The sequence below is a fragment of the Streptomyces sp. SID14515 genome, from assembly GCF_010548505.1.
Lineage (GTDB): Bacteria > Actinomycetota > Actinomycetes > Streptomycetales > Streptomycetaceae > Streptomyces > Streptomyces caviscabies.
In genome coordinates this window covers 45,011-59,317 of record NZ_JAAGMH010000091.1, presented here as the reverse complement: position 1 = coordinate 59,317, position 14,307 = coordinate 45,011, and the positions used below count along the sequence as shown (strand labels likewise).

The 14,307-nt window shown below is 72.6% G+C and carries 17 protein-coding genes and 1 riboswitch; of the genes, 11 read left to right on the top strand and 6 right to left on the bottom strand.

Annotated features, from left to right (window positions below; all coding sequences use genetic code 11):
- Window positions 1–77 precede the first annotated feature (77 nt).
- Window positions 78–210, bottom strand: a riboswitch (cobalamin riboswitch).
- Window positions 211–382: 172 nt separating this feature from the next.
- Both G3I54_RS19545 and G3I54_RS19540 read right to left on the bottom strand, forming a co-directional pair.
- Window positions 383–613, bottom strand: coding sequence for a hypothetical protein (locus G3I54_RS19545; protein ID WP_137233883.1), 231 nt, complete (start codon window positions 611–613; stop codon window positions 383–385).
- A 12-nt stretch (window positions 614–625) separates the two neighbouring features.
- The gene (locus tag G3I54_RS19540) at window positions 626–1,891 is read right to left on the bottom strand and encodes an inorganic phosphate transporter (RefSeq protein WP_164616149.1); all 1,266 of its coding nucleotides are present in this window, start codon (window positions 1,889–1,891) and stop codon (window positions 626–628) included.
- A 277-nt stretch (window positions 1,892–2,168) separates the two neighbouring features.
- Between G3I54_RS19540 and G3I54_RS19535 the strand changes: the two genes are divergently transcribed.
- The 3 genes from G3I54_RS19535 (at window position 2,169) to G3I54_RS19525 (ending at window position 5,640) form a co-directional block, all read left to right on the top strand.
- Entirely contained in the window at window positions 2,169–2,828 is a 660-nt protein-coding gene (locus G3I54_RS19535; protein ID WP_164616148.1) for a class II aldolase/adducin family protein, read from the top strand.
- Between the two features lie 159 nt (window positions 2,829–2,987).
- Entirely contained in the window at window positions 2,988–4,115 is a 1,128-nt protein-coding gene (locus G3I54_RS19530) for an alpha/beta fold hydrolase (protein WP_164616147.1), read from the top strand.
- Window positions 4,116–4,299: 184 nt separating this feature from the next.
- Window positions 4,300–5,640: a hypothetical protein gene (locus tag G3I54_RS19525; RefSeq protein WP_164616183.1), complete on the top strand. Its 1,341-nt coding sequence runs from the start codon at window positions 4,300–4,302 to the stop codon at window positions 5,638–5,640.
- Window positions 5,641–5,662: 22 nt separating this feature from the next.
- Here the strand turns inward: G3I54_RS19525 and G3I54_RS19520 are convergent, their stop codons facing one another.
- Complete coding sequence (locus tag G3I54_RS19520; protein WP_164616146.1) at window positions 5,663–6,073, bottom strand: VOC family protein; 411 nt, start codon at window positions 6,071–6,073, stop codon at window positions 5,663–5,665.
- 138 nt (window positions 6,074–6,211) lie between these two features.
- Window positions 6,212–7,102, bottom strand: a complete 891-nt coding sequence (locus G3I54_RS19515; protein ID WP_164616145.1) for a neutral zinc metallopeptidase — start codon at window positions 7,100–7,102, stop codon at window positions 6,212–6,214.
- Window positions 7,103–7,305: 203 nt separating this feature from the next.
- On the opposite strand from G3I54_RS19515, the gene G3I54_RS19510 reads away from it, so the two are divergent.
- From G3I54_RS19510 to G3I54_RS19500, 3 genes are all read left to right on the top strand, one after another.
- Window positions 7,306–8,904, top strand: coding sequence for an ABC-F family ATP-binding cassette domain-containing protein (locus G3I54_RS19510; RefSeq protein WP_164616144.1), 1,599 nt, complete (start codon window positions 7,306–7,308; stop codon window positions 8,902–8,904).
- 320 nt (window positions 8,905–9,224) lie between these two features.
- Entirely contained in the window at window positions 9,225–9,446 is a 222-nt protein-coding gene (locus G3I54_RS19505) for a helix-turn-helix domain-containing protein (protein WP_006123601.1), read from the top strand.
- A 147-nt stretch (window positions 9,447–9,593) separates the two neighbouring features.
- On the top strand, window positions 9,594–10,385 hold the full coding sequence (locus G3I54_RS19500) for an enoyl-CoA hydratase/isomerase family protein (protein WP_103507765.1): 792 nt from the start codon (window positions 9,594–9,596) through the stop codon (window positions 10,383–10,385).
- On the opposite strand, the gene G3I54_RS19495 is transcribed toward G3I54_RS19500, so the two are convergent.
- Window positions 10,375–11,103, bottom strand: coding sequence for a hypothetical protein (locus G3I54_RS19495; protein WP_164616143.1), 729 nt, complete (start codon window positions 11,101–11,103; stop codon window positions 10,375–10,377). The two genes, G3I54_RS19500 and G3I54_RS19495, sit on opposite strands and share 11 nt — an antisense overlap.
- Before the next feature lie 93 nt (window positions 11,104–11,196).
- Here G3I54_RS19495 and G3I54_RS19490 point away from each other — a divergent pair, with 93 nt between their 5' ends.
- From G3I54_RS19490 to amaP, 5 genes are read left to right on the top strand one after another with little or no spacing between them, the layout of a single operon-like run.
- Entirely contained in the window at window positions 11,197–11,670 is a 474-nt protein-coding gene (locus G3I54_RS19490; protein ID WP_164616142.1) for an Asp23/Gls24 family envelope stress response protein, read from the top strand.
- A gap of 43 nt (window positions 11,671–11,713) precedes the next feature.
- Complete coding sequence (locus tag G3I54_RS19485; RefSeq protein WP_006123598.1) at window positions 11,714–11,905, top strand: hypothetical protein; 192 nt, start codon at window positions 11,714–11,716, stop codon at window positions 11,903–11,905.
- A complete protein-coding gene (locus G3I54_RS19480; protein ID WP_164616141.1) occupies window positions 11,902–12,255 on the top strand; it encodes an Asp23/Gls24 family envelope stress response protein in 354 nt (117 codons plus the stop codon). Before G3I54_RS19485 ends, G3I54_RS19480 begins: the two co-directional genes overlap by 4 nt.
- Window positions 12,252–12,935, top strand: coding sequence for a DUF6286 domain-containing protein (locus tag G3I54_RS19475; protein WP_164616140.1), 684 nt, complete (start codon window positions 12,252–12,254; stop codon window positions 12,933–12,935). Before G3I54_RS19480 ends, G3I54_RS19475 begins: the two co-directional genes overlap by 4 nt.
- 5 nt (window positions 12,936–12,940) lie before the next feature.
- Window positions 12,941–13,519: an alkaline shock response membrane anchor protein AmaP gene (gene amaP, locus G3I54_RS19470; protein ID WP_164616139.1), complete on the top strand. Its 579-nt coding sequence runs from the start codon at window positions 12,941–12,943 to the stop codon at window positions 13,517–13,519.
- 31 nt (window positions 13,520–13,550) lie between these two features.
- Here the strand turns inward: amaP and G3I54_RS19465 are convergent, their stop codons facing one another.
- On the bottom strand, window positions 13,551–14,306 hold the full coding sequence (locus G3I54_RS19465; protein ID WP_164616138.1) for an SDR family oxidoreductase: 756 nt from the start codon (window positions 14,304–14,306) through the stop codon (window positions 13,551–13,553).
- Between the last annotated feature and the right edge of the window lies 1 nt (window position 14,307).

Genomic DNA, 14,307 nt, shown 5'->3' with positions numbered 1-14,307 from the left:
ATGCGGCGCACGGCGGCCGGGCATGGCGTAGGTCCTCACTCAGGGTCCGCGCCCTGGTTCGACGTGACCGGCGACGAGAGTCTCCTGGCTTCCGGATCCGCAGTTCCCCCGGCCTTCCAGCCCGCGTGCGGCGGGCCGTGACATCCGGTGTGGGGGAGTGCTCCCCGGTGACAGTGGCGGGACCGCGCCGGATTCGCACCGGCTTCCTCTGCTGTCGCCGTAAATGGCTCCGGCAGTCCACCACGCCCCGCGAACACCCGTCAACTTGCTGTTGACCTGCGGGGCTCCACTGTGTGCGGACGCACACGCGGACGCGCTTCGGGCCGGACACACGAGGGTGTGTCCGGCCCGAAGCGGTGCTGCGGAGTGCGGTGGAGCGGGGTCAGGCGACGATCAGATAGATCCCGTACGAGACCGCCGCCACGCACAGCGCGAAGCAGGCGTAGGCGCCGGTGCGCGCCAGCGCGACTGATCCGCCGGAGGCGCTGCTGCCGGCCGTGGCGGACTGCTTGGAGAGGGCGACGATGCCCAGGGTGAAGAGGCCCACCAGCGCGACGGTGACCACGAGACTGACACCGAAGACGGAGGCGAGAGCTGCCCAGTCGATTTTCATGCGGATCTGTCCTTACACCGTGGCCGGCGGCCGGGCCGGGTCGTCGGGCGCCGTGGCCGGAGCCGGGATGGTGGTCATGAGGTCGGAGGCCGGGCCGCCGACGGGCGGCGGCTGGACCGCGGCGATGGCGGTGGTGACGACGCCCTGGGGCTCGTCCTCGCCGACGGCCGTGTCGTTGACGTTGGTGTGGTCGACCGGCTGGCGGCGCGAGGCCAGCCAGATGGCGAAGGAGCCGCCGACGAGCAGGATCGCGGTGACGGTGATGCCCCAGGTGCCCTGCTTGGTCAGGAACTCGGCGCCCGCGCCGACCAGGCCCGCGGCCGGCAGCGTCAGACCCCAGGCGACGAACATCCGGGTGGCGGTGGACCAGCGGACCACGCCCCCCTTGCGGCCGAGGCCCGCGCCCATCACGGCACCCGAGCAGGACTGGGTGGTGGAGAGCGAGAAGCCGAGGTGCGAGGAGGCCAGGATGACGGTCGCCGCACTGGTCTGGGCGGCGAAGCCCTGCGGCGGCTTGAGGTCGGTCAGGCCGCTGCCCATGGTGCGGATGATGCGCCAGCCGCCGAGGTAGGTGCCGAGCGCGATGGCGACACCGGCGGAGACGATGACCCACATCGGCGGGTTGGAGCCGGGGGCGAGGACGCCGCCGGTGACCAGGGCGAGGGTGATGATGCCCATCGTCTTCTGGGCGTCGTTGGTGCCGTGGGCGAGCGAGACGAGACCGGCGGAGGCGATCTGTCCGGCCCGGTAGCCCTTGGCCGTCGACTTCAGCTGGTTCGGGTCGGTGACGTTGCGGTTGATCCGGTACGTCAGCCGCGTGGCCAGCATCGCGGCGAGGCCGGCCACCAGCGGGGCGGCGATCGCCGGGAGCAGCACCTTGGTGACCACGGTGCCGCCGTTGATCGAGGACCAGCCGGCCGACATGACCGCGGCGCCGATCAGACCGCCGAACAGGGCGTGGGAGGAGCTGGAGGGCAGGCCGACCAGCCAGGTCAGGAGATTCCACAGGATGGCGCCGACGAGCGCCGCGAAGATGACCTCGGTTCTGAGGCCGTCCTCGTTGACAATCCCGCCGGAGATCGTCTTGGCGACCTCCACCGATAGGAACGCGCCGATCAGGTTGAGAACGGCGGACATCGCCACCGCTGTCTTGGGCTTCAGGGCGCCGGTCGAGATGGTGGTGGCCATCGCGTTGGCGGTGTCGTGGAAACCGTTCGTGAAATCGAACACGAGAGCTGTTACGACAACAATCGCAAGCAGCAGCGTGATGTGTTCCATTTACCCAGGCAATCGTTCGACGTCAGTGGCTCGTGGACCGTAGGCAACCTGAGTGAACGGAAGATGAACTGGACAGGGCGTTGCGGTGACCCCAAGCGGAGTGGGTCGCTTCCGCTTGTGTGCGGGAGAGGTTGGGGGATGGCTGTGGGGTGCGGCGTGGACTGCCCTTTGCCGCCCGTTGGCGAACATTTTGAGCGGCTGTTCGGCACCCGGAAGAGATCCCCGTCACTCCCCGTGTGACGTTCCGGTTGCGCGCCTTCGCGCCTACGCTCGCCCCATGAGCGAGCAGCACCCGGAATCCGTGGGAGAGACCTGGCGGGACGTCGTCGCGACGGCCCGTCGCAGCGCGGCGGACGGCCTGGTCGTCGGCACCTCGGGCAATGTGTCCGCCCGGGTCGGCGATCTGGTCCTGGTGACGCCCAGCGGGGTGCCCTACGACCGGCTCGGACCCCACGACGCGGTCGGCGTCGACCTGGACGGCCGGCAGGTCCTCGGGGAGCTCGGGCCGACCAGTGAACTCCCTCTCCATCTGGCGGTCTACCGCTCCACCGACGCCGTCGCCGTGGTCCACACCCACGCCGTGCACGCCACCGCCGTCTCCACCCTCGTCACCGAGGTGCCGCTGATCCACTACGCGGCCGCCATCCTCGGCGGCCCGGTCCGCACCGCCGCCTACGCCCGCTACGGCACCCCGGAACTGGCCGACGCCATGCTCGAAGCCCTCCAGGGCCGCACCGGCTGCCTGCTCGCCAACCACGGCACCGTCACCTACGGCGACACCCTCGACCAGGCCTACGAGCGCACCGCCCAGCTGGAGTGGCTGTGCCGTCTCTGGCTCACCGCGAGCTCCGTGCCCGGCCGCACCCCGGCCCTGCTCGACGCGGCCCAGCTGGCCGAGGTGACCGAGGCGCTCAAGGGATACGGCCAGCCCGGCTGACCCCCGCCGGGCGCCCCGCGCCCGACGCCCGCGCCCCGCGCCCCGCACCGTCGGAGCCCGGCCCCGCGCCCCGACATTGCGCCCCCTTCCCGGCTTCGCGCCCGCCCGGACGGCCCCCGTCCGCTGGCAGCCCGTCACCCGCCCCACGACACTGAAGCGGTGCGCCCGGTAACCGCGACGGCAACGGCCGTCACCACGATCCTCGGCGTCGGTGCGGCAGCGGTCGCGGCCGGCCGGTACGCCAGTGACGTCGCGCTCAAGGCGACGCCCGGACGTCCCCTCCCCGCCGACCGCAGACTCACCGTGCACGCCACGGCGGCCGGGCAGGTCACCCTGACCCGCTCCTTCTCGGCGCTCCGGCCCGGCACCTGGGGCCTCGCCGGACCCGGCGTCCACGCGGTCGTCGGACCCGTCGTCGACGGGGCCTCCCAGGCCGCCGACACGGTCGTGCGGAGACTGGAGAGCGTCGGCCAGGGGCTCCTCGAACCCGGCGCGAAGGTACGGCTCACCCCCGCGCTGTACGGCGGCGACCCGGGCAGCGACCTCGGTCTGGACCACCAGCAGGTCGAGATCCCCGGCGAGCTGGGGATCCTGCCCGCCTGGTACGTCCCCGGCGCGCGCGACACCTGGGTCATCACCGTGCACGGCCTCGGCGCCACCCGGGCCCACCCCATGAACCTCATGGGCTTCCTGCACGCACAGCGCTTCCCGGTCCTCGACCTCGCCTACCGGGGCGACCCCGGAGCCCCGCGCCCCGCCGACGGCCTCGGCCACTTCGGCGCCTCCGAATGGCGCGACCTCGACGCCGCCATCCGCCACGCCCTGCGCCTCGGGGCGCGGAACGTCATCGTCCACGGCTGGTCCACCGGCGCCACCATGGCCCTGTACGCCGCGGTCGAGTCACCGCTCCGCGACCGGATCAGCGGCCTCGTCCTCGACTCGCCGGTGCTGGACTGGCCGGTCACCCTGCGAGCCCTGGCCGCCGCCCACGGCGTCCCGGCCGCCCTGCTGCCGCTCGCCGTCCGCGCCGCCCAGGGCAGGACCGGGATGAGCGCCGCCCCGGTGCTGGAGACCTCGGCCGCGGCCTCGCTGCGCACCCCGACCCTGATCCTGCACGGCCCGGACGACACGATCGCCCCCTGGGGGCCCTCCCGCGAGCTCGCCGCCCGCCGCCCGGACCTGGTCAGCCTCCACGTCGTGGCGCAGGCTCCGCATGCGTCGATGTGGAACGCCGACCCGGCCCGCTACGAAGAGACCCTGCGACGCTTCCTCACGCCCCTGATGTGAGCCGATGGGGTGAACTCTCCCCCTTGCCATCGCGCCGGAGGAACCTTTCACGTACCGGTGAAACGCCTTCCGTTTGGGCTTTCGGGCCGTCAGGGGCAAGACTGCTCCCGTGACGTCCCGTACTCCGCGCGACTCCAGGCTGCGACTTGTCCGCCCGCGACCCCTTGCCACCGCCCGCAAGGCCGTGACCACCCGGCGTACCAGGCCGGCTCCCCGGCCCCCCGAGGGCACCCCGCCCCGCACGGAACTGGCACGCCAGGCCAGGGCGGTGCTCGCCGACGCCGTACGCATCGCCCACTGGGCCGCCGGCGCCCCGGGGCCGGGCGCCACCGCCCCGCTCGCGGCCCACGCCCTCGAACGGGCGGCCACCGCTCTGGAGCTCTCCCCGGCGCAGGTGCGCGCGGGCTGGGACCGGGCCCGGCTGGCCGGACTCATCGAGCTGCACGGCGACACCGCCCGCCCAGGCTGGCGGCTGCGCGCCTGGGACCGGGACGACTCCGCCGTGCTGCGCGGCTGGGTGGCGCTCTTCGACGCCTGGTCGCTCGTCCACGCAGCGCCCGAGGGCATCGAGGCGGGCGCGGTCGCCGAAGCCGTCGAGGCCGTGCCCCAGGTGCTCTCGCTCCTCCAGCTCTCCGCGGGCCCCGTCACCGTCCCCGCCCTGCTGGACCTCCTCGGCCAGCGCGTCGCCGAACTCCAGGAGGAGCGCTGCGAAGTGCCCCTGGGCCCCGGCAGAACGGTGCCCGCCGCCCCGGCGGAGACGGCCGCGACCGCCACGACCGCCGCCGGACCCGCCCGCAGCGCCGACCTCAACGCCCTGCTGCTCGACTGGGCCCTGGAGGGCCTCGCCGCCGTCGGGGCGCTGACCCTCGGCAAAGGGCACGCCACCCTCACCCCGCTCGGCAACTGGGCGGTCTGGGTCAAGCTGGAACAGATCTGCGTCGCCGCCCAGAGCCCGGCCGGCAACATCGAGCAGTCCGCCGCCGACATGCTCCTCGGCTGCGCCCGGCTCACCCCCGGCCCGGCCCGCGACGAATACCGCGCCTGGCTCGCCGCCCGCACCGTCGGCAGCGCCGTCGCCGAACTGCTGGCCGTCGCCCGGGGCGAGGACGCGCTGCTGCGCGGACTGGCCTTCGAGGCGCTGAGGGTGGTCGGCGCCCCCGCCGAACCCGAGGTCCGCGCCGTGCTCGCCGAACCCTCGCTGCGGCCCTACGCGCTGCTCTGGCTCGCCGAGTACGAGGGCAAGGACCCGGACGACGCCCAGGACGTCCTCAGCCGCGAGGAGTCCACCTGGCTCTGGGTCGACACCGCGGCCGCCGTCGCCGACCACGGCGAGACCGGGCTGCTGGTGCGCCATCTCGACTCCGCCGTCCAGGGCACCGTCCCGGCCCTGCTCGACGAGGTCAGGGCCGTCGGCCACCCGCGCACCGTCCAGGTCCTGGTCGCCCTGGCCGCCGCCCACCCGGACCCGGCCCTGGCCAAAGCGGTCCGCCGGGCCGCATTCCAGGTGCACACCGGAGGAGCCTGAACCGTCCGCCGCCGGGGTCCGCTCAGCCGGACCCCGGGGCGTACGTCCCGAAGCTCCACACATTGCCCTCGGCGTCCCGCGCCATGTAGTCCCGCGAGCCGTAGTCCTGGTCGGTCGGCTCCATGAGGATCTCCACACCGAACTCCTTGGCCCGGGCGTAGTGCTCGTCCACCCGGTCCACCACCACGTACGTCCCCGCCGGGCCCGCGCCCGCCATCGCCCGCGCGAACACGCCCTCGCGGCCCTTGGAACCGAGCATCACCCTGCCGTTGCCGAGGGACAGCTCGGCATGGAGCACACTGCCGTTCTCCCCCTCGTAGACCGCCTCCTCGGTGAATCCGAGGCCCTGCGTCAACGTCCTGATCGCGGCCTTCGCGTCGTCGTACAGGATCGTCGGATAGATCGTGGGAACGCCGCTCCCCGCGCCTGCCATCGCACTCACCTCTCCTGGTACCGCGTCCGCTTCTCTGCTGCCGGGACCACCATGATGTGATCTGCGTCTCAGTCTTCCACCCGCCACTGACAACGCCCTCCCGGAGGGCTCCACCGCAGGTCAGGCGGTGCGGCCGGCTCAGGTGAAGGTGTTGCACCGGGCCATGTCGCCCGTGCGGAACCCGGTGGAGAACCACTGCTGCCGCTGCGCGGCCGAACCGTGCGTCCATGACTCCGGGGTGACCCGGCCCTGATACCTCTCCTGGATCCGGTCGTCGCCGACCGCCGCCGCCGCGTCCAGCCCGTCCCGGATGTCCGCCCGGGTCAGCTCCGTGATCAGCGGCCGGCCGGTCGACTCGTCCGGCGTCGTCGTCGCGTGGTGCGCCCAGACCCCGGCGTAGCAGTCGGCCTGCAGCTCCACCTTCACCGCGTTGCTGTTCTCGCCCTGCCGCCCGTCCTGCGACCGGCCCAGCGTCCCCATCTGGTTCTGCACATGGTGGCCGTACTCGTGCGCCACGACGTACGCCTGGGCGAACGGTCCACCGCTGGAGCCGAACTTCGTCCGCAGGTCGTCGAAGAACCCGAGGTCCAGATAGACCTTGCGGTCACCGGGGCAGTAGAACGGCCCGACCGCCGAGGTGGCGGCCCCGCACGCGGTGCCCACCCGCTGGCTGAACAGGACCGTCCGCGCGCCCGCGTAGGAGGCGTCGCGCCGCTCGAACTCCTGGCGCCAGAAGTCCTGCACGCTGTTGACCACCGCCACCGTCCGGCAGTCCTCCCGGCTGTTCGCGTCCTGCCCCTTCAGACAGCTCTCCTGCACCTGCCCGGCCGACGAGGAGGTCGCCGCCGGGTCCGCGCCGTCGGAGGTCAGCCCGAGCTGATCGGGGCCGACGCCGAAGAGCAGGCCCAAAATCAGCGCGATCACCCCGGCGATGCCGCCGCCCACGGTGGCTTTCCCGCCCGGGATCCGGCTGCCGCGGACATCCTGGACCTCGGACGTGTCCAGATCGGCGTCGTCGTCGAACTGCACGGTCGCACCACCCTCGGGCTCGGGCGGGCGACGGGGTGACGCCCTGCGCCGAGTATCGGACGGTTCGTCCCACCGGGCACGCGGAAAAGAAGTTGCGCACCGCCAGTAGAATGGGCCGTATGGCCTTTCTCCTTGTGCATTAGCGGCGTCGAGAGACCTCCGCCCTCGTCCCTCCGCCGTCCATACTGCCCTGGAGTTTTTCCGTGATCACCGCTTCCGGCATCGAGCTGCGCGCCGGCGCCCGCATCCTCATCGAATCCGCTTCCTTCCGTATCGCCAAGGGCGACCGCATCGGCCTCGTCGGCCGCAACGGAGCGGGCAAGACCACCCTCACCAAGTGCCTCGCGGGCGAGGGCACCCCCGCCGCGGGCACCATCACCACGTCCGGCGAGGTGGGCTACCTCCCGCAGGACCCGCGCACCGGCGACCTCGAGATCCTCGCCCGCGACCGCATCCTCTCCGCCCGCGGTCTCGACACGATCCTGCGCAAGATGCGCGAGAACGAGGACCGGATGGCGAACGGACAGGGCGCCACCCGCGAGAAGGCGATGAAGAAGTACGAGCGCCTGGAGACGGAGTTCCTCACCAAGGGCGGATACGCCGCCGAGGCCGAGGCCGCCACCATCGCCGCCGCGCTCAGCCTGCCCGACCGGGTGCTCGGCCAGCCCCTGCATACGCTCTCCGGCGGTCAGCGCCGCCGCGTCGAGCTGGCCCGGATCCTCTTCTCGGACGCCGACACCCTGCTCCTGGACGAGCCGACCAACCACCTCGACGCCGACTCCATCGTCTGGCTGCGCGACTACCTCAAGTCCTACCGCGGCGGCTTCATCGTGATCTCCCACGATGTCGAACTGGTCGAGACGGTCGTCAACAAGGTGTTCTACCTCGACGCCAACCGCTCCCAGATCGACGTCTACAACATGGGCTGGAAGCTCTACCAGCAGCAGCGCGAGGCCGACGAGAAGCGCCGCAAGCGCGAGCGCCAGAACGCCGAGAAGAAGGCCGCGACCCTCAACGCGCAGGCCGACAAGATGCGCGCCAAGGCCACCAAGACCGTCGCCGCCCAGAACATGGCCAAGCGTGCCGACCGCCTGCTCTCGGGCCTGGAGGCCGTACGGGTCTCCGACAAGGTCGCCAAACTGCGCTTCCCCGACCCCTCGCCCTGCGGCAAGACCCCGCTGATGGCTGAGGGCCTGTCCAAGTCGTACGGCTCGCTGGAGATCTTCACCGACGTCGACCTCGCCATCGACAAGGGCTCCCGCGTCGTCATCCTCGGCCTCAACGGCGCCGGCAAGACCACGCTGCTGCGGCTGCTCGGCGGCGCCGAGAAGCCCGACACCGGCCAGGTCATCGAGGGCCACGGCCTCAAGCTCGGTTATTACGCCCAGGAGCACGAGACCCTCGACCCCGAGCGCACGGTCCTGGAGAACATGCGCTCCGCCGCCCCCGACCTCGACCTCGTCGCGGTCCGCAAGACGCTCGGCTCCTTCCTCTTCTCCGGCGACGACGTCGACAAGCCGGCCGGGGTGCTCTCCGGTGGCGAGAAGACCCGGCTCGCCCTCGCGACCCTGGTCGTCTCCTCCGCCAACGTGCTCCTGCTCGACGAGCCGACGAACAACCTCGACCCCGCCAGCCGCGAGGAGATCCTCGGCGCGCTGCGCACCTACAAGGGCGCCGTCGTCCTCGTCACCCACGACGAGGGCGCCGTCGAGGCGCTCCAGCCGGAGCGGATCATCCTGCTCCCGGACGGTGTCGAGGACCTCTGGGGAGCGGACTACCGCGACCTCGTCGCCCTCGCCTGATCCACCGGGGATAGATCATTCGGCCTACGCGTGATCCATCATCTGCGTGAGAACGTCTCGTACTCCGGTGGTGCGCCCGGCGCTCACCGCCCGCGCGCCCCTTTTCCGGCGGTCTCTCCCCGTACGGCCCTGACCTGCCCGTTCTCGGGTCGGTGAGGGCCGCACGCCCTTGTGCGCCCGTTGGAATCAGGGATTCCGCTCGTGTCGACGCCCTTCTCGTCGGGGAAACCGCTCGCACCGACCTTGCCGAATGGGTGGCCAGGAAGCGCGGGAGGGGTGATCATGAGAGTCCAGAGCGCACTTCCCATGAGGAGGCACGGGTGGCCGAGACTCTGAAGAAGGGCAGCCGGGTAACCGGCGCCGCGCGTGACAAGCTCGCGGCAGACCTGAAGAAGAAGTACGACTCCGGTGCGAGCATCCGGGCGCTGGCCGAGGAAACCGGCCGCTCCTACGGATTCGTCCACCGGATGCTCAGTGAGTCCGGAGTGACGCTGCGGGGACGCGGCGGCGCGACACGAGGCAAGAAGGCCGCTTCGGCCTGAGAGGCCTCTGCGTATTCGGTGTCTTCGGCGTCATTCGGGCCCAACGGAACTCGGGGTGGCCACCCGGCTGACCGCAAGGTCGCCCGGGTGGTTACTGTTCAGTCACTTAGTTCTGAGTGCTGACTGCACCCGATCCGGAGGCGCCCCATGACCTCGCTCGACACTGTGCTCGACAAGGACGGCGTACGGCTCACCGTCGACGATGCCGTCGCCACGGTGACGCTCACCAACCCGGCCAAGCGCAACGCTCAGTCTCCCGCTCTGTGGCGGGCGTTGACCGAGGCCGGACGGGCGCTGCCCGGCACGGTGCGGGTCGTGGTGCTCCGCGGCGAGGGCAAGTCCTTCTCCGCGGGCCTCGACCGGCAGGCCTTCACTCCCGAGGGCTTCGACGGCGAGCCGTCGTTCCTCGACATGGCGCGCGGCCCGGAGGCCGAACTCGACGCGACCATCGCCGAGTACCAGGAGGCGTTCACCTGGTGGCGCCGCAACGACCTCGTGTCGATCGCGACGGTCCAGGGCCACGCCATCGGCGCCGGCTTCCAGCTCGCCCTCGCCTGCGATCTGCGGATCGTCGCCGAGGACGTGCAGTTCGCCATGCGCGAGACCAGCCTCGGCCTCGTTCCCGACCTCACGGGCACCCACCCCCTGGTGCACCTCGTGGGGTATGCCCGCGCGCTCGAGATCTGCGCCACCGGCCGCTTCGTGCACGCCGAGGAGGCCGAGCGCACCGGCCTCGCCAACCTCGTGGTCCCCGCCGACCAGCTCGACGCGGCGGCCCGCGACCTCGCCGCCGCCCTGGTGGCAGCACCCCGCGACGCCGTCGTCGAGACGAAGGCCCTCCTCGGCGGCGCGCTCTCGCGTACCTACGAGGAGCAGCGCGTCGCCGAGCGGGCGGCCCAGGGCCGCCGGCTCCGCGATCTGGCGGGCATCACCGACTGACCACCTCCGTGACCAGCACCGACACCGGCAGCCGCGCCTCCGTGGCCGCCGCCACCGCCGTGCGCACCGACCGGGCGACATCAAGGGCCCGGTGGTCGCCGGCCGTCGCCACCTCGACCCGCACATGGTCCCGGTCGGTGTGCACGGGGCTGCCCAGGACCCGGGTCAGCGAGACGACGCCCGGCGTCCCGGCGACCGCGGCCGCCACCGGGCCCTCCGGTTCCGCGACCCGGGCCACGGTCGTTTCCGGCTCCGTCACCTGATCGGGCGCACCGTCCTCCAGCAATGCCGTCACCGTCAGATCCACCTCGGCGATCTCCAGGCCCAGCCGGGTCGCGGCGGCCGTGAGGAGCGCCGCGCGCAGCGCCGCCGCGGTGTCGGGCAGCGGCCGGTCCGGGGTAGCCGAGAACTCCGCCTGAATCCGTAGCGGCACCGGCGGCAGCCCGCTCGGCGGAGTCGGCGGCGCCTGGTCGCCCGGGGCCTGCGCACCGTCCGGGCCGCTCCCGGCGACCGCTTCCTCCGTCGGGCCGATCCGCAGCTTCCCCAGCACCGTCCCGGGGCGGGCCGCCGCCCCGCGCAGCACCGAGGCGGCAGCCGTCTCCGCGATCCACGCGCCGTCCGCCGAGCCGCCCAGCGGCAGCAGCCTGCCCAGGCCGAGCCGTTGCCGTACCGCGGTGGTCCATCCATCGGCCCTCTGGGGGCCCTGCGCCGTTGTCATCGCCCCAGCCTGCCGCATCCACGGCGCGGGATGGGGAAAGCGCACTTAACGTGGGCAAGGAAGTCCAACCCTGCCCCGAAGGGATGAGCAGCGATGACTGACACCTCCCAGCGCAACAACCCCGACAGCGGTTCGGGCGGCAAGCCTCCGCTCAGCAAGCGCGGCGGCGGAGACCCCGGCACCCGGGGCCGCACCACCATCGCCGACGGCGTCGTCGAGAAGATCGCCGGAATGGCGGCCCGCGACGTGGTCGGCGTCCACGCGATGGGCAGCGGCCTGTCGCGGACGTTCGGCGCCGTCCGCGACCGGGTCCCCGGCGGCGGCAAGTCCGTCACCCGCGGCGTCAAGGCCGAGGTCGGCGAGTCCCAGACGGCCCTCGACCTGGAGATCGTCGTCGACTACGGCGTGTCGATCTCCGACGTGGCCCGCGACGTCCGCGAGAACGTCGTCGCGGCGGTGGAGCGCATGACCGGCCTCGAGGTCGTCGAGGTCAACATCGCGGTCAGCGACGTCAAGCTGCCCGACGAGGACGACGATGACGACGACGACAGTCAGCGTCTCCAGTAAACCTTCCGCAGTTCTGTCGCACGGCAGTTGAGGAGACACCACGATGAGCATGGCTGTCGCCGGCCTGTTGGCCGGCATGGCACTCGGGTTCGCCGGATATTTCGGCGGGTTCGGAGCCTTCGTACTGGTGGCCGCCCTGGGCGCGATCGGCTTCATCGCCGGACGCTTCCTGGACGGCGACCTGGAGCCCGGCGACTTCTTCCGGAGTCGCGAGCGCGGCGACCGGCGACGGTGACGGCGGTGACCGGCCGGGTCGCCGCCGCAGAACGGGGCGAGACCCGGATCGCCGACCGCGTAGTCGCCAAGATCGCCGCCCAGGCGGCGAAGGAAGCGGTCGACGATCCTCCCGAGGACGGGGCGTCGCCGCGTGCCACGGTCACCGTGCACCGCGACGCCGCCCGGGTCCGGGTCAGTCTGGAGCTCGGCTACCCCTGCGACATCGGCCGCCAGTGCGGTGCCGTACGCAGCCGGGTCGCCCAGCGCGTCAAGGCGCTCGCCGGCATGGACGTGCCCGAAGTGGCCGTGCAGGTCGAACGGCTGCACCCCGCCGGATCGAGCGCCGCCGCACAGGGGAGGATCCGATGACCGAACCCGGTGAACCGACCGGCTCGACCCGGCGGATGCCCACGGTGGGGCAGAGCGACAGCGAGCCGCCCACACCGGTCCCGGACGCGTCGGCCGAGGCCCGCGCACCGGTCCCCACCCTGGAACAGGGCGACGGCCGGGCCGGCCGCTTCTGGTCCGCGCGCCGGGTCCCGGCCGCCCTGCTGGCCCTCGTACTCCTGGGCGCCGCCGGGCTGCTGCTCTACGACATCGCCGCCGTACGGGCCGACCGTCCGGCCATGCAGTGGCGTCGTTCCCTCGCCGACGGCCTGGCCGAACGGCAGCTGGACGATGTCGCGGTGCTGATCGGGGCGGGCGTCGCGGCGCTGATCGGCCTCTGGCTGATCCTGCTGGCCCTCACCCCCGGACTGCGCGACCTGCTGCCCATGCGCCGCGACCGCGCCGACGTCCGGGCCGGGCTCGACCGCACCGCCGCCGCACTGGTCCTGCGGGACCGGGCCGTGGAGGTCTCCGGCGTGCAGTCCGTGCGGGTCGCCATGGGACGGCGCAAGGCGAAGGTGCGGGCGCTCTCGCACTTCCGGGAACTCGACGACGTACGCACCGACCTGGACGCCGTGCTGGAGAAGGCCGTCTCGGAACTGGGCCTGGCGAAGCCGCCGGCCCTCTCCGTCCAGGTGCACCGACCGGCGAAGAAGGGATGAGCCGCATGCGCTCCACCGTCAACCGGGTCCTGCTGGCCCTGGCCGGGCTGGTGCTGGCCGCCGTCGGCGGGGCCGTGCTCGCCGTCGGCCTCGGCGCGTCCCTGCCGTCCTGGTTGCCCTGGGACGGCAAGAACGACGTGCTGCTCAGCGTGGCCGACCGGCACCGCTGGCGCGACGAGGGCTGGTGGTGGCCGACCGTGATCGCGGTCCTCGCCGTCCTCGTGGTCCTCGCCCTGTGGTGGTTCCTCGCCCAGCTCCGCCGCGGCCGGCTCGCCGAGGTGCTGGTGGACAGCGGCGACGGCGAAGGGGCACAGCTGCGGGGCCGCGCCCTGGAGAGCGTGCTCGCCGGGGAGTCGGGCGAACTGGACGGAGTGGCCCGCGCCCAGGCGATGCTGACCGGCCGCCGCACCGCGCCCCGGGCCAGGCTCCGGCTGCTGATGGAGCCGCACGCCGCGCCGCTCGGCACACTGAACGCGGTCGCCGACGGGGCGCTGACCCACGCCAGGGAATCGGCCGGTCTGGAGTCACTGCCCGCCGAGGTGCGCCTCAAGGCCGTCAAGCACCGCGCGGAGCGGGTGTCCTGACGGCCCGTGGGCGTACGGGCAGGAGCCGGGCTCAGAAGCCGTGCCGGAACCCGCCGTCGACCGGGACCATGATTCCCGTCAGATAGGAGGCGGCGGGGGAGAGCAGGAAGGCCGTGGTCTTCCCGAACTCCTCCGGCGTCCCGTAGCGCCGCAGCGGGATCCGCGCCTCGTTGGCGGTGCGGGCGGCGTCCGCGTCGCCGGACAGGGCGTCCAGCTCACGGACCCGGTCGGTGTCGATCCGGGCGGGCAGCACGCCCACCACCCGGATACCGCGCGGGCCCAGCTCGTCGGCCAGCGACTTGGCGAACCCGGCGAGACCGGGGCGCAGCCCGTTGGAGATGGTCAGCCCCGCGATCGGCTCATGGACCGAACCGGAGAGCACGAAGCCGATCACACCACCCTCGCCGAGCGCGGCCGCTGCCGTCCGGGCGAGCCGTACCGCTCCCAGGAACACCGTCTCGAACGCCGTCTGCCACTGGTCGTCGGTGTTGTCCGCGAGGAAGCCCGGCGGCGGTCCGCCGACGCTGACGAGGATGCCGTCGAGCCGCCCGAACCGTTCCCGCGCGGTGTCCACCAGACGCTGGGCCGCGCTCGGGTCGGCATTGTCCGCGGCGACCCCGACCGCGTCCGGGCCCAGCTCGGCGGCGGCCTCCGTCACGGCCTTCTCGTCCCGGCCGGTGATGATCACTTTCGCGCCGTCGGCGGCAAGGGAGCGGGCCGTGGCGTTGCCGAGGCCCCGGGTCGCTCCGGTGACGATGTAGACGCGGTCCTTCAGTCCAAGATCCATG